At 41.0% G+C, this 21777-nt stretch carries 19 protein-coding genes, 1 tRNA gene and 1 pseudogene; 7 read left to right on the forward strand and 14 right to left on the reverse strand.

What is annotated here, in order from left to right; all coding sequences use genetic code 11:
• The 6 genes and pseudogenes from QV04_RS11440 to selA all read right to left on the reverse strand — a co-directional run.
• Positions 1 to 98, reverse strand: a pseudogene (locus tag QV04_RS11440) (IS1595 family transposase); the annotation flags it as partial.
• A 223-nt stretch (positions 99 to 321) separates the two neighbouring features.
• Positions 322 to 1662: an HlyD family efflux transporter periplasmic adaptor subunit gene (locus tag QV04_RS01345; protein ID WP_082985552.1), complete on the reverse strand. Its 1341-nt coding sequence runs from the start codon at positions 1660 to 1662 to the stop codon at positions 322 to 324.
• A gap of 9 nt (positions 1663 to 1671) precedes the next feature.
• Entirely contained in the window at positions 1672 to 3849 is a 2178-nt protein-coding gene (locus tag QV04_RS01350) for a type I secretion system permease/ATPase (RefSeq protein ID WP_065231588.1), read from the reverse strand.
• 15 nt (positions 3850 to 3864) lie between these two features.
• On the reverse strand, positions 3865 to 5121 hold the full coding sequence (locus tag QV04_RS01355) for a TolC family protein (RefSeq protein WP_065231587.1): 1257 nt from the start codon (positions 5119 to 5121) through the stop codon (positions 3865 to 3867).
• Positions 5122 to 5213: 92 nt separating this feature from the next.
• Positions 5214 to 7052, reverse strand: a complete 1839-nt coding sequence (selB, locus tag QV04_RS01360) for a selenocysteine-specific translation elongation factor (RefSeq protein ID WP_065233106.1) — start codon at positions 7050 to 7052, stop codon at positions 5214 to 5216.
• Positions 7049 to 8440 carry an L-seryl-tRNA(Sec) selenium transferase gene (gene selA / locus QV04_RS01365; protein ID WP_065231585.1) on the reverse strand — a complete coding sequence of 464 codons (1392 nt, stop codon included), beginning with the start codon at positions 8438 to 8440 and terminating at the stop codon, positions 7049 to 7051. Before selA ends, selB begins: the two co-directional genes overlap by 4 nt.
• 108 nt (positions 8441 to 8548) lie before the next feature.
• On the opposite strand from selA, the gene QV04_RS11445 reads away from it, so the two are divergent.
• Positions 8549 to 8643, forward strand: a tRNA-Sec gene (locus QV04_RS11445).
• A gap of 255 nt (positions 8644 to 8898) precedes the next feature.
• On the opposite strand, the gene QV04_RS01370 is transcribed toward QV04_RS11445, so the two are convergent.
• The 8 genes from QV04_RS01370 to fmt form a co-directional block, all read right to left on the reverse strand.
• Positions 8899 to 9858, reverse strand: a complete 960-nt coding sequence (locus QV04_RS01370; protein ID WP_065231584.1) for an AEC family transporter — start codon at positions 9856 to 9858, stop codon at positions 8899 to 8901.
• A gap of 99 nt (positions 9859 to 9957) precedes the next feature.
• Complete coding sequence (locus QV04_RS01375; RefSeq protein ID WP_065231583.1) at positions 9958 to 11595, reverse strand: NAD-dependent malic enzyme; 1638 nt, start codon at positions 11593 to 11595, stop codon at positions 9958 to 9960.
• A gap of 362 nt (positions 11596 to 11957) precedes the next feature.
• Positions 11958 to 12488, reverse strand: coding sequence for a TIGR00645 family protein (locus QV04_RS01380; RefSeq protein ID WP_021462329.1), 531 nt, complete (start codon positions 12486 to 12488; stop codon positions 11958 to 11960).
• Positions 12489 to 12499: 11 nt separating this feature from the next.
• The gene (gene mscL / locus QV04_RS01385) at positions 12500 to 12901 is read right to left on the reverse strand and encodes a large-conductance mechanosensitive channel protein MscL (RefSeq protein WP_039141303.1); all 402 of its coding nucleotides are present in this window, start codon (positions 12899 to 12901) and stop codon (positions 12500 to 12502) included.
• A gap of 90 nt (positions 12902 to 12991) precedes the next feature.
• A complete protein-coding gene (locus tag QV04_RS01390; protein WP_039141299.1) occupies positions 12992 to 14434 on the reverse strand; it encodes a TrkH family potassium uptake protein in 1443 nt (480 codons plus the stop codon).
• A gap of 12 nt (positions 14435 to 14446) precedes the next feature.
• The gene (trkA, locus tag QV04_RS01395; protein WP_021462327.1) at positions 14447 to 15823 is read right to left on the reverse strand and encodes a Trk system potassium transporter TrkA; all 1377 of its coding nucleotides are present in this window, start codon (positions 15821 to 15823) and stop codon (positions 14447 to 14449) included.
• A 5-nt stretch (positions 15824 to 15828) separates the two neighbouring features.
• Positions 15829 to 17151 carry a 16S rRNA (cytosine(967)-C(5))-methyltransferase RsmB gene (gene rsmB, locus QV04_RS01400; RefSeq protein ID WP_065231582.1) on the reverse strand — a complete coding sequence of 441 codons (1323 nt, stop codon included), beginning with the start codon at positions 17149 to 17151 and terminating at the stop codon, positions 15829 to 15831.
• Between the two features lie 11 nt (positions 17152 to 17162).
• Complete coding sequence (gene fmt / locus QV04_RS01405) at positions 17163 to 18119, reverse strand: methionyl-tRNA formyltransferase (protein ID WP_039091155.1); 957 nt, start codon at positions 18117 to 18119, stop codon at positions 17163 to 17165.
• A 182-nt stretch (positions 18120 to 18301) separates the two neighbouring features.
• Here fmt and ftsB point away from each other — a divergent pair, with 182 nt between their 5' ends.
• Genes ftsB through QV04_RS01435 form a run of 6 tightly spaced genes read left to right on the forward strand, consistent with a single transcriptional unit; the run spans position 18302 to position 21755 of the window.
• Positions 18302 to 18580, forward strand: coding sequence for a cell division protein FtsB (ftsB, locus tag QV04_RS01410; protein ID WP_013746018.1), 279 nt, complete (start codon positions 18302 to 18304; stop codon positions 18578 to 18580).
• A gap of 14 nt (positions 18581 to 18594) precedes the next feature.
• Complete coding sequence (gene ispD / locus QV04_RS01415; protein WP_065231581.1) at positions 18595 to 19290, forward strand: 2-C-methyl-D-erythritol 4-phosphate cytidylyltransferase; 696 nt, start codon at positions 18595 to 18597, stop codon at positions 19288 to 19290.
• Positions 19287 to 19772, forward strand: a complete 486-nt coding sequence (ispF, locus tag QV04_RS01420; protein ID WP_021462323.1) for a 2-C-methyl-D-erythritol 2,4-cyclodiphosphate synthase — start codon at positions 19287 to 19289, stop codon at positions 19770 to 19772. Before ispD ends, ispF begins: the two co-directional genes overlap by 4 nt.
• Before the next feature lie 41 nt (positions 19773 to 19813).
• Positions 19814 to 20554 carry a 5'/3'-nucleotidase SurE gene (gene surE / locus QV04_RS01425; protein ID WP_013746015.1) on the forward strand — a complete coding sequence of 247 codons (741 nt, stop codon included), beginning with the start codon at positions 19814 to 19816 and terminating at the stop codon, positions 20552 to 20554.
• Between the two features lie 5 nt (positions 20555 to 20559).
• The gene (locus QV04_RS01430) at positions 20560 to 21183 is read left to right on the forward strand and encodes a protein-L-isoaspartate(D-aspartate) O-methyltransferase (RefSeq protein ID WP_013746014.1); all 624 of its coding nucleotides are present in this window, start codon (positions 20560 to 20562) and stop codon (positions 21181 to 21183) included.
• Entirely contained in the window at positions 21180 to 21755 is a 576-nt protein-coding gene (locus tag QV04_RS01435; protein ID WP_065231580.1) for a YqaA family protein, read from the forward strand. The genes QV04_RS01430 and QV04_RS01435 overlap by 4 nt, the downstream gene beginning before the upstream one ends.
• Positions 21756 to 21777 lie beyond the last annotated feature (22 nt).

Below are 21777 nucleotides of genomic sequence, written 5' to 3' on the forward strand. Positions count from 1 at the left end.
AGCAAATTTGCTGCTGTTCTTGCAGTAACTTCTGCAACAAAAAACTCAAGCAGTTTTTTCTGCATGGATTTCTTTAATTTACAATATGTTATCTTCATTTTTGTAGTATAGCATTGTTGCTAATCTACTACAGCCCCAAATTTTAACTTGACACAAAAACGCTTCAACTCACTGAATAACCACATAAAACTTTGTTCTATGAGTTATCCTAATTTGGAAGAGGTTACACCTCTCCCAATTAAGATATTTATTGCCTTGAACGGTAGGATTTCAACCATTTAAGCATTTTTGATATAGTTGTTTTATTAAGTTAAACTTCTATTATCTTTCCTGTAACGCCTGCTTCATTCGTGTAATCGGTTTGATTAAATATTGAAATACTGTTTTTTCACCAGTCTTAATATCCACTGTTGCAATCATTCCCGGTAACACCGGCAATTCGTGACCGTTTTTATCAGTCAAATGGCTGCCGTTGGTTTTTACCAACACACGATAGAACGAGTTGTTCGGGTTCAGATTTAAATCGCTCGGTTGGCGTTTATCTTGCAATGTACTCGGACTTAATAAGGTTACAATACCGTCCAAGCCGCCGTAAATCGCATAATCATAAGCGGTTAATTTCACCACCGCTTTCATTCCCGGGCGAATATAAGCTACATCTTTCGGATTGATATAGGCTTCCACTAATAAATTATCCTCCACCGGCACGATTTCCATAATATCCTGTCCGGCGGAAATGACGCCACCGATGGTATTAATCCGGATATTTTTCACAATCCCTTTCAATGGCGCACGAATTAAGGAACGCTCCACCGGATCGGCACGTGCGGCGAGATTTTCTTTCGCTTGGTCAAGATCGCCCTGCACTCGCACCAATTCATTACCGGCATCAGTGATATATTTATGTTCACGTTCGGAAATCTGCAACGCCATATCATTTGCGGAGCGTTTCATTCGCAACAATTCCACTTGCGAAACCGCACCTTTCGCTACCATTGGCTCTGTCAAGGCAATTTCGGAATCAAGATAGGCTTTACTATCACGCAAAGTTCTAACTGCTTCTTCCAATGCTTGTTTTTTCGCTTTATAGACCTCCATTTCACGATCTTTAATCTCTTTCGGAATTTTTTCTGAGAAAACAGGTGTCTGCCCTGAAATTTCAGCTTTTAGACGTGTGGTAATCGCCTCAAGATTATCTACTTTCGCTTGTGTTTCACGCAAAATAGCAGAACTTCTGGTGTCGTCCAGTTTTAATAACACCTGTCCTTTTTCCACCAAATCTCCCTCATGCACCATCATTTGATCCAAAATGCCGGGATCCAAACTTTGAATAATCTGTTCTCGGCTATTTGGAATAATAGTACCTTGCCCACGGGTAACTTCTTCTATTTTGCTAAAATATGACCAAATTAGAAACACCACTAAAAAAGCACCCAATAGCCAAATCATAGCAAATGAACCCGTGTGTTTTTCCACCTGCAATGCCGCATTGAGGTCATTTAACAGACGTAAATCCTTACTATTCACTTTTTCTGTTGGCATTTGTGATTGTTCAGATTTTTTTATTTCAGTACTCAGAGATGTCGCCTTATTATCAGCCTGCTTTTTCTGCTCTCCGCTTTGCCCGTTATCCTTTTTATTTTCGTTATTTTTATCACTCATTGCTCAAACCTATTTATTCTCTGTATCATTGCTGTGATGTTCTATTTTCACAGTGGCTTCTTCTTGCTGTTGTGGTTGTGCTAAACGTTTTAATACTGCATCCTTTGGCCCATCCATTACCACTTTTCCGTTATCAACTACAATCACTCTATCAACTAACTGCAACACTTGAGGACGATGTGTAACTACCACTAAAGTACGGTTTTGTACCCATTGTGATAAGCCTGCCAATGCCTGCTGTTCGTGGAATTGATCCAAACCGGTAGTCGGTTCGTCCAATAACACCACTTTCGGGTCTTTTAAGGTCATACGAGCCAATGCTACCGCCTGTTTTTGTCCGCCGGATAAACCTAAGCCGTTTTCGCCAAGATACATATCCAAGCCACGCGGATGGTTCTGCACTAAACCTAACAAACCGAAACGTTGCAACGCCACTAATAGGGTTTGATCGCTCGGGAAGGAATCCATTCGACCTATATCCAAATTTTCACGCAAAGTTCCTAAGAATAGACGAGGATTTTGTTCTAATAACAAAACTTGATTGCGTAAATAATAAGGATCAAGCTGTTTGAGGTTGATACCATCTAAAGTAATATTTCCTTTACTCGGATCATACAAACCAACACCTAATTTCAACGCTGTAGATTTTCCACTGCCAATTTTACCCAATACCCCTACTTTCTCACCCGGACGTACAATTAGATTAAAATCTTGCAATGCCGGTTGGCTATCTTCCTGATATTTAAAAGAAACGTGATTAAACTGCAAATGCCCTTGCACCTGTTTTAAACTGATATATTCACGATCTGCGGGTTTATCAATAGGTTTAGATACAATACCTTCTACCCCTTTTAATGCTAACCACGCCTGTTGGAAACGAGTTGCCAATCCAGCAATTTGTCCCAACGGTGCTAATGCTCGCCCAGAAAGAATGACAGAAGCTATCAATGCCCCCATTGTGATACGGCTGCTCGGATCTTCACTATGAATCAGATAAGTACCGAAAATTACTAGAATTACAGTGTTTAACTGCTGCAAAGCGGTGATTAAATTCACCACAAAATTACTGGTATCTTTTACTTTAATTGAGGAAAAAGAACTTTTTGCGGTATAAAAATCCCAACGCTTCTGCGCCCACGACATTGCATTGTTATTTTTAATAGTTTCAATCCCCTCTATTGCTTCCACCACCAAGCCTTGACGTTGTGAAGATTCACGCATTGATTCATTAATGGCACGGGAAAGTGGGGCCTGTGCCAAAATACCGATAACAATCACCAAAGGAATAATAATCGCTGGTACCAATGCTAATTTACCAGCGACAATCCAAATTACAGTAACAAACAGCAATAAGAATGGTAAATCAACCAAAGTCAGCAAACTGGCACTAGTTAAAAATTCACGCACCGACTCAAAATCACGTAAGTTATTAGCGTAAGAACCAGAAGAAACCGGACGATTCTGCAACTTCAAGGCCATTACTCGCCGAAACAGCATCGCACTAATAATTAGATCGGCTTTTTTACCTGCCACATCTGTTAAATGTCCACGTATCATTTTGGCGGCAAACTCAAAACTGATTGCCAAAATCACACCTATACTTAATACCCATAAGGTTTCATATGCCTGATTAGGAATTACCCGGTCATACACATTCATTACATAGAGAGAACTAATTAAAGCAAGGAAATTGATAATAAATGTTGCCGCAATAACCTGATAATAATATTTTTTAAACCGCCAAATAATACGGAAAAACCAACTCTTCGGCAAAGAGTATTCCGGCAATTCAGAACGGATATCTTTTTCTACTTTCGGCTTAATAAACCAACAGTAACCAAGATATTTTTCAGCTAAATCTACTTCAGCAAGTTGCTGTTTTATACCATCTGTATGAGTAATGGTATAAAGGCGTTTACCCTCTTCATTAGTATCTATAGCAGTTACCACTGCTGCTTCTTCATTCTGTAAAATCAAAATTACAGGTAATGCCAAAGAAGGAATTTCATTCAATGATCGCTGCGATAAATTATTCTCAAAACCTTCGCTACGCAAATATTCACATAATGATGAAAAATCAAGATTGTTGCCATTACGGCGAATGGTATGAGAGGCAAGTGTCGCCACAGAAAGTGGCGACCCTAAAATTTGTGTTGCCAATGCAACATTTTCAATAATTAACTTCATAACTGTTTTTATTTTCTATTTAAGATCAATAGCCCATTTAGTAGTCATTCCTTGTGAATAAAGATAATCCAACACAGAATGACGTAATTGATATTCGGCGGATACTCGATTTAATTCCACGCTTAATAATTCATTTTCCGCATTCAACAAATCCAATAAAGAACGCTTTGCAATTTGGAATTGTAATTTATAAAAGTTGGTAACTTCATAAAGTGAGTTAACCTGTTTTGATAACGTGCCAATTTGACGTTGGTACTCTTCTAAATTAATTAATGCAGTCCTAGTTTTCTCTTCCAACTCTAATTTAGTCTGCTCTAAACGACTTTTTTCAGCTTCTAATGTTTGTGCTTTTTCCTGTACGCTGTATGAAGAAGCACGATTAAACATATCCCAAGATACATTCAAATAAACCTGGCGATCATCTTTGGTTGCCTGCCCTATCAAATCTAATTTAGGATAACGACTCGCTTGCTCCGCTTCTACACCAGCGTGTGCGCTCTTAATTTTAGCTTGAGCAGTCTTATAGGAAGGATGCAAATATTGGTTTTGAGAATATTGTTTCTTTAGTACAACAGCTGTCATTCCTTTAAAAGGATCAGACAACCCGCTCACTTTTACCGCTTTACCTGAATAACGTTGCAATTGACTTAATGCATCCTGTAACTCACGTTCAGAGGTATTTTGTTGTTGCTCAACTGAAAACATTCGTGCTTCTGCCTGCACCAACTCAGAACGACGTCCTTCATCATTGTCTGCAATCGCCTCTATTTCACTGATAATACTACGCAAACGAACTAATCCTCGTTGTTGTGCTGCAATCGCATCTTTACTACGAATTGCCATTAAATAGAGTTCTGTAATTTTATAGGCAATATTCTCTTTTGTTTCATCATATTTATAACGGAAAGAAGCTTCATTGGCTTCAGAATAAGCAACCTTTTTTTCAATTGCACCAAAAGAGTAAAGGTTTACATTCGCCTGTGCTCCCGGTGTAAATTTATTATTTCTATCATTTGTTTGATAACGAGAATAATCCTCTAATGACTGACGACCAAAAACAGATAGTGTTGGATAATGCCCCGAAATTGCCTGTTCTGTTTGATTGTGAGCAATCATCGTATTGGCTTTTGCTTCTAATAATTCCGGATCTTTCTCAAAAGCACGGGATAAAATTTGTTTCAATTCTGTATTTTGGCTATTCGCTGCATAGGTAACACTCGATAAGCATAACCCCAAAGCAAGAATAGAGTAAGTGAAATAATTTCGTGTCATAACCTATATTCCTCAACCAATTTAAAAATTGCGTAATTATAGGACAAATTAAATATTATTTGTACCTGTTGTTAACTATTACGCTTATTTTATTAAAAAGCATCTTCATCTCTTAATAAATGAAAGTTTCCTTTTCGTCGTAAAAATCCGGAACGATCAAAATATTCTACTAACTGCACCGATAATTTACGTCCAAACCCGAGCTGATCCCGAACCTCATTTACCGAAATCTGTTGATATTGACGAAGGTAAACTTTTAACCATTGTGCAAAACGCTGAATATCTTGCTGACGGAAAAATCGATCCTTCACAATTGGAATCAATAATCCCATTTTTCCTGCTTTATACATAAAACAGCGCATCTCCTGTTCATCTAACGATAAAATTTTTGCCATATCACGCACCCAAATAGGTTGTGTGGTTTTCGTAAATTCCGCCTCCACCGCTTGCCAAAGCTGCTGTTCCTGTGAAGTAAAACTGATCTGATGTTCAGGTAAATGTAGCCAACCATTGGCTTGCAGCATCTGCTGCTGTGCCACTAATTGATCAATAAAATGGAAAATTAATATCTTCGGTTGTTGCAAGGCACTCATTCGCCATAAACGTGCCTTACTAACTCCTAATTGATCTTGATGTTGCTCGTGAAACTGAGCCAAATGCTGTAATAACGCTTGTTGTTGTTGCTGTTGGTAATTCAAGGAAAATGCCTGATCACGGTATAAAAACAAATGTTGTTGCTGTTGTAATTGTCGTAACTGACTAGAAGTCAACTGCTCTATCCATTGTAAATGAGCAACTTCCAATGTCTGATTTTTAAGATAAAATTTGATCCTTTCAATGCTGTTTGTACACTGTAATAACGATTGCAGATAACTCAACCGTTCCGGCGTACGTTTATGCCGTTTCGGAGAGTTAATCTCCAATACTGTTGCACCAGCTAATGTCTGCTGATCATCAGCATTACGCAAAATCAATTTATCACCACTCGCCATCAACAACGGTTTATCCATTACCAATTCAACTAAATCATTTTCACCATTGATCAATCGAGTAAATTTGCCAATTGTATGATTTGCCGCATAATAAATATGCACCGCCTGACTGTCATTTAAAACCTGATTTGGTTTCAATTTAATCGTTATTCTGTCACTAAAAGGCATTGTTTCTAAACTACTAAGCCAATCTCCACGTTTAATCTCATCTTCGCCTAATTCAGTAGCAAGATTTAATGCCACACGTTGCCCGGCAACCCCTTTTGACGAATTCTGATTTTGAGCGTGAATGCTTTTAACCCTAACCTTCTGTTGTGCACAAGAAAGATAAAGTTCATCACCTACTGACACCGCTCCACTGAACACAGTTCCAGTGACTACTAATCCAGCACCTTTTAAAGTAAATACGCGATCTATTGCATAACGGAACGGTTTATTTTGATCACTCAGATTTTCCAGTTTCAATAAATACTGCTTTAACTCATCAATACCCTGACCTGAATAAGCGGAAGTGATAAATGCAGGATTTTGAGCTAAGAATGGAAATTGCTTGCGAATTTTCTGCAATAATTGCTCAATTAGCTTAGAATCAACACGATCAGCTTTTGTAATAACAATTAAAATTTGTTTAAACTGCAATAAATACAGTAAGGTTAAATGTTCAATAGTCTGTGGCTTAATGCCTTCATCTGCCGCCACCATCAACATTGCATAATCTACACCCCCCAATCCTGCCAGCATATTAGAGAGAAATTTTTCGTGTCCCGGCACATCAATAAAACCAAGAACACGATCACCGATTGGCAAATAAGCATAACCAAGATCAATCGTCATTCCCCGTTTTTTCTCTTCCGGAAGGCGATCAGCATTAGTGCCTGTCAATGCTTGAAGTAAAGCAGTTTTTCCGTGATCAACGTGTCCCGCCGTGACTATAATCATAATTCATTTACCGTTGTTAATAATGTTTCTATTCGTGCTACACTACGCAAATCTAACCATAATTTATTATTTTCAACACGACCGATAATAGGTTGCGATAATGACTTAAGTATTGTCATTAATTGATATAAATCTTCGCTTTTCGCCGATTTTGCCTGCAAAGTTACCGCTAAAGAATCAATTTTTGTCATTGGTTGCGCCCCACTACCAATTTGAGCTACAGAAGATTCTATCATTAAATAAAAGCGATCTCCGAACTTTACCTGTAACATTTGTAATAATTGTTGCGCCTGCGTTTGTAATTCTTCTATGTTTTTTGTTAAAGCATTTAATGTCGGCAATGATTTAGGCAACTTTTCTGGCTCAAGATATAAGCGTAACGTTGCTTCCAATGCACTTAAAATCACCTTATCACAACGCAACACTCGTTTTAACGGATGTTGTTGTAATTGCTCAATCAACGCTTTTTTACCGACAATAATGCCTGCCTGTGGCCCACCCAATAATTTGTCACCAGAAAATGAGATTAAATCCACACCTGCCGCTACCTTTTGTTGCACTTGCGGTTCGTGCGGCAAACCATAATCACGAAAATCGATCAACGCACCGCTTCCCAAATCGGTAATCACCGGAATATTTTTCTCTTGCCCCAACTGCACCAGCTCTTCTTCGCTGACGCTTTTGGTGAAACCGACAATCTGATAATTGCTGCTATGCACCTTCAACAAAAACGCGGTATTTTCATTAATTGCTTGGGCATAATCACGCAAGTGTGTGCGGTTTGTGGTGCCAACTTCCACCAGTTTACAACCTGACTGTTGCATAATATCGGGAATACGGAAAGCACCGCCAATTTCGATCAGCTCGCCACGAGAGATAATCACCTCACGATCTTTGGCAAAGGTTGCCAACATCAACAGCACGGCGGCAGCGTTATTATTGACGATACACGCCGCTTCCGCACCGGTTAAATGCGCCAACAACTCACTGATTGCTTGGTCTCGATGTCCGCGCTTACCCTGTTGCAAATCAAATTCCAACGCCACATTCTGTTGCATCGCCTGTAATGCTGCCTGTTGTGCCGCTTGCGCCCAAATGGCTCTGCCTAAATTGGTGTGTAACACCGTTCCGGTTAAGTTATGCACCGGCTGAATTGCAAGCTGTCGTTGTTGTTGCAACGCTGACTCCAGCTGCTGCAAAAAGGTCTGTTCATCGGCACAAAACGGCGGTAATTGCGCCGATGTTTTGATGAACGCTCTTGCCTGCTGTAAAAAATGACGCATTGTCGCAACCGTTGCACTATGCCCATATTTTTCCAACAGGCGAGTGCCGCTTTCGGTTTTCAGTAAACGATCAATAGAGGGAAGTTGTCGGTAAAGCCCTGACATAACAGATTCCTAATTATTGGAAATAAAACAAATAATACTGTTTTTATCAGAAAAATTCAGTAAAATGAGTGCGCTTTTATGATACAAAGCACTTTTCTTATGTTCTCGGGAGAGTCGTCGTTTCCGGTGAGGCGGCAGGACTTCAAATCCTGTTAAGGCTGCCAGCAGTCTTGGGTAGGTTCAACTCCTATGACTCTCCGCCATTAATTTCATTAACATATCTTAATAAGCTGATAGTACCATTTTATTTTTAAAGCTCGCTAGAACGAAGAACATCGTGGAAAAATCCCAATTAAACATTATTGATGAGAACAGCAATGGGCTAATACAGGAAAATTTCCCAAAACAGTAAGAGAATAAATCAATGGAGTAACTCAGAACACCTTATGAAGTTTTATTTTGATAAGGTGTTGCTTTTACTTTAACAATTTAAGCCCTAAAAAAGGGCAATCGCATTTTTAATGCCATAACGCCAGTATCCAATCCACTATTGGTACAATCGGAATGAATAATAATGTGCTAGTAGTAACAATATTGGTGGCGAAGGATACATCACCTTTGGCTTGATTGGCTAAAATCGGCAAGATAGCAAGGGCGGAAACGGCGGATTGTAAAATCAGCGTTTGCGCTTCAATGCTAGGGAGGGGTAGCCACGCGTTGCCGAGTAGAATAAGGCTTGCCATAATCGCAGGAGCGAGGGCGAATTTGCCGATGAGAGCGGCGAGGGTGTCTTTGTCAAAACGGATACTTTTCAGCCCCGCGTCATAGAGCGTGATGCCGATGTAAATCAATGAAAGTGGCGTTACCATTGCCCCGACATAGCTTAATGCACTGTGGATAAAATTCGGCACGGGAATGCTCATCAATAAAAAGAGTAGGGCGATGAGGAAGCCAAGCAGTGGTGGTGGTAATAATTTTCTCCAGTTGAAGTGGGTGTATTGCTCCATTTGAGGCTGACTGTTGTCGCGAGCAATGAGCCACGCTCCGAATGTCCAAGTGGAAACGGTGTTCAGCACATAATACACCAAAAAATAAGGCATACTGTTGTCGCCAAATAGAGCGATATTGAGGGGCAAGCCGATGAAAATGGTGTTGGCATTGACGATCGTATTGATGAAAACCCCTCGCCGTCCTGCTCGCACTTTGAGCCATTTTGTCATTAACCACGCGATGAAATAACCCAGTAATGTTGCGGCAACACCGTAGATTAAGCCGTCTGAGAGGGAAAATAGACGCTGTCGATCAAGGTGGCTTAGCACGGAAACGAAAATCGAGGCGGGCAGGGCGATGTTCATTATCAATTTGGAAATATTGCTGGCGAAGCTGTCGGCAAAATAGCCTTTGTGGCGTAAATAGAACCCCAATGCGATGATAAGGACGATGGATAATACGCTTTCAAGTGCGGTGAGAAAAAGCATCGTTTTTTTCCTTTATGGTGATGACTTGACTAATAAAGTGTGGTGTTTTTTCGTGAGAAAATGCCGTCTGCAATCAAGACGGCATTGTGAATAACCCGATTAGCGATAGACCGCTTGCCACATTGCGTCTTGTACGCTTTGCACCCAGTTATCGCTGTGTTTAGTGGCAACACCATCTTTCACCGCTTGTTTTGCAACCGCAACGGCAACGGTGGCAGAAGAAACACGCAAATTGTCCACTGGTGGCAACAGCGAAGCCCCTAAATCTTGCGGATTTACTTGGCTGGCTACTGCTTCCGCCGCTGCGAGAAGCATTCCGTCTGTAACTTGGCTCGCTCCTGACACAATCACGCCTAAGCCTAAACCCGGGTAGAGCAGTGCGTTGTTGCCTTGTCCGATGTGGAAGGCGGTGCCGTTGTATTCCACTGGCTCGACAGGGATTCCCGTTGCGATGAGGGCTTTGCCTTGCGACCAAGGAATAGCGTCTTGTGGCATCACTTCAATGCGTTCCGTTGGATTGGAAAGTGGTAATAAAATCGGGCGTTCTACCCCTTCGCACAAGGCGTTGATCACCACTTCCGTAAATGCCCCGTGATCCGTTGATGTGCCAATTAAAATGGTTGGCTTCACTTGTTTCACCACTTCCAATAAGCCGATTTTGCCGTTTTCACGCGTCCAATCAGCGACTTCTGCCGCAGGGCGAGCGTATTCTTGCTGATAATTCGGCAGGTTCGGCATATCGTCCGTAACCAAGCCGTTAATATCAATCAACCAAACGCGTTTTTTCGCTTCCTCACGAGAAAGCCCGTTGCGTTCCATTGCGGCACTGATTTGATCCGCCATACCTGTACCAGCCGTTCCCGCCCCATAAACCACAAGACGTTGTTCAGCGAAACTTTGTTTGGTGACTTTCAAGCCAGAAATCACCGCTGCCATTACGATTGCGCCCGTGCCTTGCATATCATCATTAAAAATACGGTATTTTTCACGGTTTTCAACCAAAATGCGGCGTGCGTTGGACGGGCCAAAATCTTCAAAATGCAAGAGCGCATTTGGGAACATTTCTGAGGCGATTTTGAGATATTCATTAATCAAATGATCGTAACGCTCCCCACGCACACGCGCGTGGCGGTTACCCAAGTAGGTCGGATCGTTGAGCAAGGCTTCGTTGTCTGTTCCCACATCTAAATTCACTGCGATCACACGGCTTGGATCAATCCCCGCAGCTGCTGTATACACCGCTAGTTTTCCGACAGAAATATCTGTTCCGTTTACGCCCCAGTCGCCAATGCCGAGAATTTCTTCTGCATCAGAACACACGATGAGATCTACATCATCTGCACCAAGTCCTAATGTTTCAAAAGAAGCACGAATATCTTCTGGACGGTTCACATTTAGATAAACCGCACGGGAACGGCGATAATCACGGCTCCATTGTTTAATCGCATCGCCAACAGTTGGGTCATAAACAATGGGTAACATTTCCGCTAAGTGATCGGTGAGCAAGCGGTAATATAGCACCTCATTGCGATTGTGCAGTTGGTCGAGATAAATGTATTTTTCCATTGGCTTTTCATAGCGAGAAAGCTGTGCATAAGCACGTTTTGCTTGTTCCTCTAAGGTTTCCACCGCCGCAGGCAAACGCCCTGTCAAACCTAACTTCGCACGCTCTTCAAGGGTGAATGCTGTGCCTTTATTAGTGAGAGGATTGGTGAGGATATTAACTATTTTACTCATTTTGACTCCTTATATTATGTATTGATAATCCAATAATACCTAAACTTTCAATCTAGCCGCAACAAATAAAAAAGAAGTGTTTATCAATTTTATCCATTATTGAATATCCACACACAATAATAAATTTTACTAAATATTTAAAACAGCATAAATCAATGGAACCTCTCAGAAATTCAGGAAAAAGTTAATAAAACAAATAATCAACTTTGTAAAAGTTTGAGTTTTAAACACCTTATGAAGTTTTTTCATAAGGTATTGTACTTGGTTTGACAATTCTACAAAAAAACCTACAAAATGAACTGACTTCAAAATGTAGGTTTAGTTTATATCTTAGAAGAATTTTAAAAGTACATCTATCATTATTAATGCTGTTTATGCGTTGTGTTATATAAAATCCTATCAGTATATGCCACCGCCAATGCTGATGCTAAGAAACCGAGATGTAAAAACAATTGCCACATAATCTGTTTTTCCGGCAAATTAGCCGCATTAATAAATGTCTGCAACATATGAATAGAGGAAATACTAATTATCGCCATTGATAACTTCACTTTCAACACTGAAGCATTAACGTGATCCAACCATTCCGGTTGATCCGGATGATTATCAGTATTTAATTTAGAAACAAAAGTTTCATAACCGCCAACCAACACCATCACCAATAAGTTGGCAATCATAACCACATCAATCAGATTCAACACTGCTAACATTATTGTGTTTTCATCCATTTGATTAAGATTTACTATCAAATGCCAAAGTGATTTCAAAAATTTAAAGGCATAAATAATCTGTACCACGATTAAACCAAGATAGATCGGCAATTGAACCCATCTACTGGCAAAAATCAATTTAGCAATCGCATTTGGTTTTGGAGTTGTTTGTTCTTGTTGCATAAAATCCTTAATTATTTATTTTTTAATAAATCACGAATTTCAGTTAATAATTTTTCTTCTGCGCTTGGTTCAGCCGGTTTTGGTTCTTCTGCCAGTTTTTCACGTTTTAATTTATTCATCGCTTTAATTGCCACGAAAATAGCAAATGCAATAATGATGAAATCAAAAACAGTTTGAATAAACATACCGTAATTTAAGGTTACTGCCGGAATATCTCCGACCGGACCACGCAAAATAATTTTAAGATCTTTAAAATCAACGCCGCCGACCAATAAACCGATAATCGGCATTACAACATCACCAACTAAAGAGCTTACAATTTTACCGAATGCGCCACCGATAATAACCCCAACTGCCATATCAACAACGTTACCTCGCATTGCGAATTCACGAAACTCTTTCAAAAAACTCATTTTTCATACTCCTAAGTTAAAATTAATAATCAAATGTTAAAAACGGCGCACATTATATTTTTATTGCAGATTTGATACAAATATTTTTAACTATTTTTTCCAGAAATTAGGAAATAACAAAATAAGGATTGTCATAATTTCAAGCCGCCCCAATAACATACCTAAAATCATTAACCATTTAGCCACGGTCGGAATATTGGCAAAGCTGCCGCTGGCACCGACTTCATTTCCAAATCCCGGTCCTACATTGCTGATCGCCGTTGCTGCTGCGCTCCACGCACTTTCAAAATTCATTCCGGAAATTGCCATTAACACCGCTAAAACCGCCATAATCATAAAGTAACTGAAGATAAAGCCGACAATCCCGAATACGGTTTCATTTGATACCGTATGGCGATTATAATGCACGGCGGAAATACTATTCGGATGAATCAATCTTAATATTTGATGTTTTAATACTTGGAACATTATTTGAAAACGGAATATCTTAATTCCACCGGTAGTTGAGCCTGAACACCCTCCTAAAATAAAAGCTACCGTAAATATCATTGTGGTGGTTGCGGTCCAAGTATCAAAATTACCTAAACTGAAGCCGCAAGTGGACATAATATTAATTAAATTAAAAAAAGCATAACGCAGACTATCCTGCCAACTAAATACATTCTCATAATTGAGCCACGCAGCAGTAAATAAGGCGACAATAAAAACAAATAGAGTAAATCCCATTAATTGCTGATCACGGAATAACACCAAAATATTTCGCCGATGAATTGCCTGCACCATTAATAAGAACGGTAATGAGCCGATAAACATAAATACCGTACAAATCCATTGTGTATTACTGTTAAATTCACTCATTGAGCCGCTGCGTGTCGAAAATCCGCCGGTTGCAATCGTGGTAAAGGCGTGATTAATTGCATCAAAAAAATCCATTTCCGACCACATATAGCAAAATAGACAAATAACGGTTAAAGAGAGATAAATCTGAATAATACTTTTGGCAATATCTCGTGCTTGCGGCAAAATTTTATCGGATTTATCGGAAGATTCGGTTCTAAACAGCGTCATTCCGCCCACATTTAAAAACGGCAACACCGCAACCGCCATCACAATAAAGCCCAAACCGCCTAACCATTGCATTGTAGAACGCCACATTAGAAGTGCCGGTGAAGTGTCGCTTACATCAACGATAATACTCGACCCTGTCGTCGTCAGTCCGGAAACGGTTTCAAAATAGGCATCGGTAAAACTAAAATCACTGATCACAATGAACGGCAAGGCACTGAAAACACAACTAATCACCCAAATCAGCGTCGTCAACAACAGCATATCTTTCACGCGTAGGCGCATATCTTGCGGTTTTTTACGCGTTAAAATAAAAGAGACAAAATGAGTGATGCCGATACAGATTAAAAAACCAATCAAACCATCACCGTTATGAAAAAAGGTTACGATTAACGGAATAATCATCAACCACGCAATTTTAGAAAGCACTGAACCTAAAATGTAGAGAATAAATGGTCGATTAAACATAGTGTTACCTTTTTAGATAAAGAACGGGCTTGGTTGGAATAATTTTTCCACTTCAGCAATATACTTTTTATCTTGCAAGAACAAAATAACGTGATCATCCTCTTCAATTATCAACTCCTCATTGGCAATCAACACTTCGCCGTTACGACTGACCGCCCCGATGATCACGCCTTGCGGAATTTTAATTTTTTTCAGTTCACGCCCGATAACTTGTGAAGTTTGCGCATTACCGTGAGCCACAATTTCGATCACTTCAGCCACACCGCGCCGCAATACGGTAACATTCACAATATCGCCTTTTCTGACATAACTTAACAGTGCCGAAACAGTCGCCTGTTGCGGTGAAATGGCAATATCGATCGTACCGCCCTGTACCAAATGCAGATAAGCAATACGTTGGATTAAAGCAATCGCTTTTTTCGTTCCTAACCGTTTCGCCAACAGTGATGCCATAATATTGGCTTCATCATCACTGGTTAAGGCAATAAATGCATCAATATTTTCAATATGTTCTTCAAACAGAAACGCCTGATCAGAAGCATCAGCACAAAAAACAATGGTTTTTGATAATCTCTCCGCTAACATTTCCGCCCGCTTCTGATTACGTTCCACCAACTTGACGCTGTAATCATTTTCCAATGTTCTTGCCAAACCGGAACCGACATTACCACCGCCGACAATCATTATGCGACGATAATTTTTCTCTAAGCGTTGCAATTCACTCATCACCGCACGGATGTGCTGGCTGGCACAAATAAAGGTGACTTCATCACCTGCTTCAATAATGGTTGAACCTTGCGGTCGAATCACTTTATCCTGTCGCCAAATGGATACAACTCGCGCATCAATATGCGGCAAATGTTCCTGTAACATTGAAATCGAATAACCAACCAAAGGCCCACCGTAATACGCTTTCACTACCGCTAAACTGATCAGCCCGTCAGCAAAATTGGCGACTTGCAAGGTGCCGGGATAATTCACCAAACGGGCAATATCATCAATGACCAACTGCTCCGGTGAAATAATATGATCGATAGGCAAAACTTCATTTTTAAACAGTTTGTCCTTTTCGCGAATATATTCCGCATTACGAATACGCGCGATTTTGGTCGGCACTTTAAACAGGGTGTAAGCCACCTGACAAGCCACCATATTGACTTCATCCGAACTGGTTACCGCCACCAGCATATCGGCATCGGTCGCCCCTGCTTCACGCAAGGTTCGTGGGGATGACGCATTACCGTGAACGACACGTAAATCGTGTTTATCCTGCAAGCGGTTCAAACGCTCAATATCATTATCCACTAAGGTGATTTCGTTATCTTCGCTAACCAAATTTTCTGCTAACGTACCGCCGACCTGTCCGGCACCTAATATGATAATTTTCACCGCTCTTACCTTTCAGCTTGTTTCACTAATTTGGCATAAAAGAAACCATCTCCGCCTTGTTGATGCGGAAAACATTGAAAACCGAATCCGGTATCTATGCCCTGTTCGCCTAAATCCACTGCGATCAATTTTGCATCGGAATGTGTCGCTAAAAAAGATCGAATTTGCTCACTATTTTCTTGCGGCAAAATAGAACAGGTTGCATAGAGCAGAACGCCGTTTACTTTTAGCCGTTGCCATAAAGCTTGCAAAATCTGTTTTTGTAATGCAACCAACTGCTCTATATCGCTTGGCTGTCGCAACCATTTGATGTCTGGATGACGACGAATCACACCGGTTGCCGAACAAGGTGCATCCAATAAAATCCGATCAAACATTGCGCCATCCTGTAACCATTGTTGCGGCTGTGATGCATCACCGCAAATCACGTTTGCGTGCTGATTAAGGCGTTGTAAATTCTGCTCAACTCGCTGCAAACGACCGGCCTCAACATCCAAAGCGGTCACTACCGCTTGTGGCGCTAATTCTAAAATATGCGTTGTCTTTCCGCCCGGTGCCGCACAGGCATCTAAAATCGTTTCATTATTTTGTCCATCCAACAACAACGCTGCCCATTGGGCGTGACAATCCTGAACACTGACCCAGCCCTGCTCAAAGTTAGGCAACTGTTCCACTGCAATGGCATTCTGTAAACGCAAAGCTGACGGCGGTTGCGCGCTCTCACCGGCAATGTGTTGTTGTACCAATAACTGTTGATACTGTTCAGTGCTGCAATGTTGGTGATTGACACGTAACCACATTGGCGGTTTTTGATTATTTTCTTCAACAATCTGTCGCCAATTTTGCGGATAATAAGATTTCAGTAGATTCACCAACCATTCCGGATGCAAAGTTTGCCAGTGTTTATCGATCACCGCCAAAATCGACGCTTGCTCTCGCAAAAAACGACGCATTACAGCATTGACCAAGCCACGAAAGTTCTCCACTTTTAATACTTTGGTTGCTTTTACTACTTCATCGACTGCGGCGTGTGCCGGAATACGGGTATAAAGTAACTGATATAAACCCACCAATAACAGACAATGAACAATGCGTGTTTTTCCTTTTAACGGCTTAGCCACCAATTTGCCGATAATGCGCTCCAATCTTGGTAACACCCGACAAACGCCAAAACAAACTTCTTGCAACAATCCCATATCCTGTGCGGAAATACGTTGTTGTGCCGCCGGCAATAATGAAGAGAGCGATTTTCCTTGATCCAACACTTGCAATATCACTTCCGCCATCACCGCTCGCAATGGCATTTTTTTAGATAATTGAGATTTCATTTCTGGCTCACTTAATCAAGTTGTTTTCCGACTTCAAACCAATCACTGCGTCCGTTAAGGAAATCCTGCACTGCCATCGGTTTCTTACCCGCCGGCTGTAATTGTGTAATATTCAACACCCCATCCGCCGTTGCAATCTGTATTCCCTGTTTATTTGCCTGCAACACAGTGCCGACTGTTTGATTTTGATGCGGCAACACAGTGGCTTGATAAACTTTCAATATTTGGTTGTTGCCTTGTGCATCTGTTGTTTGTAACCAACTGATCGGCCACGGATTAAACGCTCGAATGCAACGTTCAAGCTGAACTGCCGGCAATGACCAATCCAATTTTGCCTCTTCTTTACTTAATTTTTCGGCATAATTGCTGAATTCATTTTGTTGCGCTTGTGGCGGATATTTGCCCTCTTCTAAATGATCCAACACCTCAATTAATGCTTGCGGTGCCAATGTTGCCAACTTTTGATATAACGATGCGGAGGTTTCATCCTTGCTGATTTCACAGCTGACTTTATGCAACATATCGCCGGTATCCAAACCTTCATCCATCTGCATAATGGTGACACCGGTTTGCTCATCGCCTGCCCAAATCGCACGTTGAATCGGCGCAGCACCTCGCCAACGAGGCAACAGGGAGCCGTGTACATTCAAACAGCCTAAACGGGGCATCGCCAACACCGCTTTCGGCAAAATCAAGCCATAAGCGACCACCACCATTACATCGGCATTTAATTGTGCTAATTGTTGTTGAGCTTCCTCTTTACGCAACGATTTTGGTTGAAAAATCGGTAAATTATGTGCCAATGCCAACTGTTTAACCGCACTCGGTTGTAATTTTTTACCGCGCCCTGCTGGCTTGTCCGGCTGGGTATAAACCGCAATCACTTGATGCTGAGAAGCTAATAACGCCTGCAAATGTTGTGCCGCAAAATCGGGCGTGCCGGCAAAAATAATGTTTAAAGGTTTCATCAATTCGCACCTAAATCAATTCTGTTTTATCGTTAAAATAAATTGGTTATCTTACCTTAGGGGTTTACGAAATAAAATCGTTAATTCTCAAGCGGCTTTCCGTTTACATTATTAAATGTCGTATTGTGATGTAATTCAAGGTAAACTATGCGCTATTCATTTTCGCCAGCTTATTTCATTTTATGCGTTTATTAACTATCGGTTTATTCTCATTATTATTAATTTCAATTTATAACTTTTGGTTCGGTGATTCCGGTTATCAAACCTATAAACAGACAATGACTGAAATTAGCCAACAGAAAAGCATTAATGAAAAACAGAGTCAAATCAACCAAGAGGCGAAAGCGGAAACACAAGATTTAAAACAGGGTTTTGCCGCTGTGGAAGAACGTGCCCGCAGCAATTATGAAATGGTCAAACCGAATGAAACTTTTTATCGTATCTTAAAATCTGAAAAATAATGGAGCATTCGTTAATGATTCGTCGAATATTTGCCATTGTTCCCGCCGCCGGTGTTGGCAGTCGTATGCAGAGCAACCGCCCGAAACAGTATCTCCATTTGCTCGGTAAAACCATTTTGCAACATACGTTGGAAAAACTTCTTGCTTATACCGCAATTGAAAAAATTATTGTCGCCGTTGCCGCCGAAGATCCCTATCTCGCCCAATTTCCATTAACAAATCATCCAAAAATCCAATGGGTTATCGGTGGTGAAAGTCGCGATCAGTCGGTATTAAATGCGTTAAACACCATTGATGAACAAGTTTGGGTAATGGTGCACGATGCTGCCAGACCCTGCATCACCCATCAGGATTTAGATAAATTATGTGCGATCACCGATATTCAAGGCGCTATTCTGGCAAAACCGGTTGTCGACACCATCAAAAAAGCCTTTCCAAACCGGCAGCAGATTGAAAAAACGGAAGACAGATCCTGTTTATGGCACGCATTAACGCCACAATTTTTTCCGGCACAACGTTTAAAACAGGCGTTGCAATATGCCCATCAACAAGGGTTAAGTGTTACCGATGAAGCCTCTGCACTGGAGTTAATCGGTGATTATCCGCAATTAGTTTCCGGTCGTAGCGATAATATCAAAATTACCCGTCCGGAAGATTTGGCATTAGCCGAATTTTATTTACAGCAACAACAAAAAGAGGAACAACAATGATAAGAATCGGTCACGGTTTTGATGTTCACGCCTTTACTGATGACGGCAAGGGCTTTGTCATCCTTGGCGGCGTTAAAATTCCCTATGCCAAAAGTTTGTTAGCCCATTCAGACGGCGATGTTGCATTGCACGCCCTAACGGATGCCTTACTCGGTGCTGCGGCATTAGGCGATATCGGCAAACTGTTTCCGGATACCGATATGGCATATAAAGGGGCGGACAGCCGAGAATTATTAAAGGAAGCATTCCGTCAAATTCAACAACTTGGCTATCATATCGGAAATGTGGATGTCACCATTATTGCTCAAGCGCCGAAAATGCGACCGCATATTGATCAAATGCGAGCCAATATCGCTCAAGATTTGCAATGCGATATTGCTCAAGTCAATGTGAAAGCCACTACCACTGAAAAACTGGGCTTTACCGGTCGTGGCGAAGGGATTGCCTGCGAAGCTGTTGCGTTATTGCACAAAACTCTTTAGATTATTCCTCATTTATTCAAAAAGAAAAAAAGGAGCGCATAATGAATATTTTATTAAGTAATGATGATGGTTTTCACGCTGAAGGCATTCAAACTTTGGCTTCCCATTTACGCACTTTTGCCAATGTTATTATTGTTGCTCCTGATCGCAATCGAAGTGCCGCTTCATCCGCTCTCACACTGGTTGAACCATTGCGTCCGCGACAAATTGATAATGGTGATTATTGTGTTAACGGCACGCCTGCGGATTGCGTTTATTTAGCGATGAATTATTTGCTTGCTGGTAAAATCGATTTAGTGGTGTCCGGTATTAATGCCGGCTGCAATCTTGGCGATGATATTCTCTATTCGGGTACGGTTGCCGCCGCCTTTGAAGGCCGCCATTTAGGTTTGCCCGCTATTGCGGTATCACTTGACGGTAGACAACATTACGACACCGCCGCTAAAGTGGTTTGTGATCTGATTCCGAAATTACACTCTCATCTATTGCGTCGTCGTGAAATTCTAAACATCAATGTTCCGGATCTGCCTTATGATCAATTAAAAGGTACAAAAGTGACTAAACTTGGTTACCGCGCCAGTGAGGGAGAAATTATTAAACAAATTGATCCGCGCGGTGAAGCTATTTACTGGTTAGGTCTGTCCAGTTTGCCGGAATATGCCGATGAAGGCACCGATTTTCACGCTGTCGCCAACGGTTTTGTTTCCATTACCCCAATACAAGCGGATATGACGGCTCATCACTCTCTAACTGCGGTGCAAGAGTGGCTTAACTTAGGATAATCGCTATGTCTGTTGAACAACAACGTTTGGTTAATGAACTCTATCATCGTGGCATTCACGATCAGCGGGTTTTACAAGCGATCTATGAAATTCCTCGTCCTTTCTTTATTGAAGAGGTTTTTCGCCAACACAGTTACGAAGATATGCCATTGCCGATTGGTGAAGGACAAACCATTTCGCAACCCTATATCGTGGCAAAAATGACAGCACTGCTGCAATTACAGCCGACTGATAAAGTGTTGGAAATCGGCACCGGCAGTGGTTATCAAACTGCGATTTTAGCCAAATTGGCGCAACAGATTTTTAGTGTAGAAAGAATCAAATCTTTGCAATGGCAGGCAATGCACCGTTTTAAAAAATTGGAATTACATAATATTCGCTTAAAACACGGTGATGGCTGGGAAGGCTTAAAAGGGCACGCTCCTTTTAATGCGATTATCGTTACCGCCGCACCGTCAACCATACCAACCGCATTATTACAACAGTTGGCGGATGGCGGTAGGTTAGTATTACCGGTTGGAGAAGAACAACAAATTCTGCAACGTATTACGCGTATTAATGATAAATATCAGATTGAAAATATTGAAGAAGTTAAATTTGTGCCGTTAGTAAAAGGAGACACTTTATGAATCTGTTTAGCCGAATGTATGACAAAACAATGCAATGGTCGAAACATAAATTTGCCGTTTATTGGTTATTATTAGTTAGCTTCATTGAAGCTATTTTTTTTCCTATTCCTCCGGATGTGATGTTGGTGCCAATGTCGATGTCAAAACCGCAAAAAGCGTTACGTTATGCACTTTATTGCGGTTTAGCTTCCACTATCGGCGGAATGATCGGTTATGCTGTTGGCTATTATGCTTTTGATTTTATTAAAGATTATATTGCACTTTGGGGCTATCAATCACATTGGGACACCGCGGTATCTTGGTTTGAAAAATGGGGCATTTTAGTGGTTTTCGTTGCCGGTTTTTCGCCAATTCCCTATAAAGTGTTCACCATTTGTGCAGGCGTAATGCAAATGGCATTCTTGCCGTTTGTTGCAACTGCATTTATTTCTCGCACCGCTCGTTTTATGTTAGTGGCAAAATTATCCGCTTGGGGCGGAGAACGATTTGCTGCACAATTACGCAATTATATTGAAATCATTGGCTGGGGCGTTGTAGTATTAGCAATCTGTGCCTATTTTCTCTTAAAGTAGCAAAATTTTAATAGGAATATTT

Origin of the sequence: Gallibacterium genomosp. 1, assembly GCF_001678575.1 — a bacterium.
GTDB lineage: Bacteria > Pseudomonadota > Gammaproteobacteria > Enterobacterales > Pasteurellaceae > Gallibacterium.

Excerpts from the sequence above, each read along its gene's own strand:
- QV04_RS01345 (WP_082985552.1), bottom strand. The coding sequence starts at position 1,662 with ATGAGTGATAAAAATAACGAAAATAAAAAGGATAACGGGCAAAGCGGA.
- QV04_RS01350 (WP_065231588.1), bottom strand. The coding sequence starts at position 3,849 with ATGAAGTTAATTATTGAAAATGTTGCATTGGCAACACAAATTTTAGGG.
- QV04_RS01355 (WP_065231587.1), bottom strand. The coding sequence starts at position 5,121 with ATGACACGAAATTATTTCACTTACTCTATTCTTGCTTTGGGGTTATGC.
- selB (WP_065233106.1), bottom strand. The coding sequence starts at position 7,052 with ATGATTATAGTCACGGCGGGACACGTTGATCACGGAAAAACTGCTTTA.
- selA (WP_065231585.1), bottom strand. The coding sequence starts at position 8,440 with ATGTCAGGGCTTTACCGACAACTTCCCTCTATTGATCGTTTACTGAAA.
- QV04_RS01370 (WP_065231584.1), bottom strand. The coding sequence starts at position 9,858 with ATGCTTTTTCTCACCGCACTTGAAAGCGTATTATCCATCGTCCTTATC.
- QV04_RS01375 (WP_065231583.1), bottom strand. The coding sequence starts at position 11,595 with ATGAGTAAAATAGTTAATATCCTCACCAATCCTCTCACTAATAAAGGC.
- QV04_RS01380 (WP_021462329.1), bottom strand. The coding sequence starts at position 12,488 with ATGCAACAAGAACAAACAACTCCAAAACCAAATGCGATTGCTAAATTG.
- mscL (WP_039141303.1), bottom strand. The coding sequence starts at position 12,901 with ATGAGTTTTTTGAAAGAGTTTCGTGAATTCGCAATGCGAGGTAACGTT.
- QV04_RS01390 (WP_039141299.1), bottom strand. The coding sequence starts at position 14,434 with ATGTTTAATCGACCATTTATTCTCTACATTTTAGGTTCAGTGCTTTCT.
- rsmB (WP_065231582.1), bottom strand. The coding sequence starts at position 17,151 with ATGAAATCTCAATTATCTAAAAAAATGCCATTGCGAGCGGTGATGGCG.
- fmt (WP_039091155.1), bottom strand. The coding sequence starts at position 18,119 with ATGAAACCTTTAAACATTATTTTTGCCGGCACGCCCGATTTTGCGGCA.
- ftsB (WP_013746018.1), top strand. The coding sequence starts at position 18,302 with ATGCGTTTATTAACTATCGGTTTATTCTCATTATTATTAATTTCAATT.
- ispD (WP_065231581.1), top strand. The coding sequence starts at position 18,595 with ATGATTCGTCGAATATTTGCCATTGTTCCCGCCGCCGGTGTTGGCAGT.
- ispF (WP_021462323.1), top strand. The coding sequence starts at position 19,287 with ATGATAAGAATCGGTCACGGTTTTGATGTTCACGCCTTTACTGATGAC.
- surE (WP_013746015.1), top strand. The coding sequence starts at position 19,814 with ATGAATATTTTATTAAGTAATGATGATGGTTTTCACGCTGAAGGCATT.
- QV04_RS01430 (WP_013746014.1), top strand. The coding sequence starts at position 20,560 with ATGTCTGTTGAACAACAACGTTTGGTTAATGAACTCTATCATCGTGGC.
- QV04_RS01435 (WP_065231580.1), top strand. The coding sequence starts at position 21,180 with ATGAATCTGTTTAGCCGAATGTATGACAAAACAATGCAATGGTCGAAA.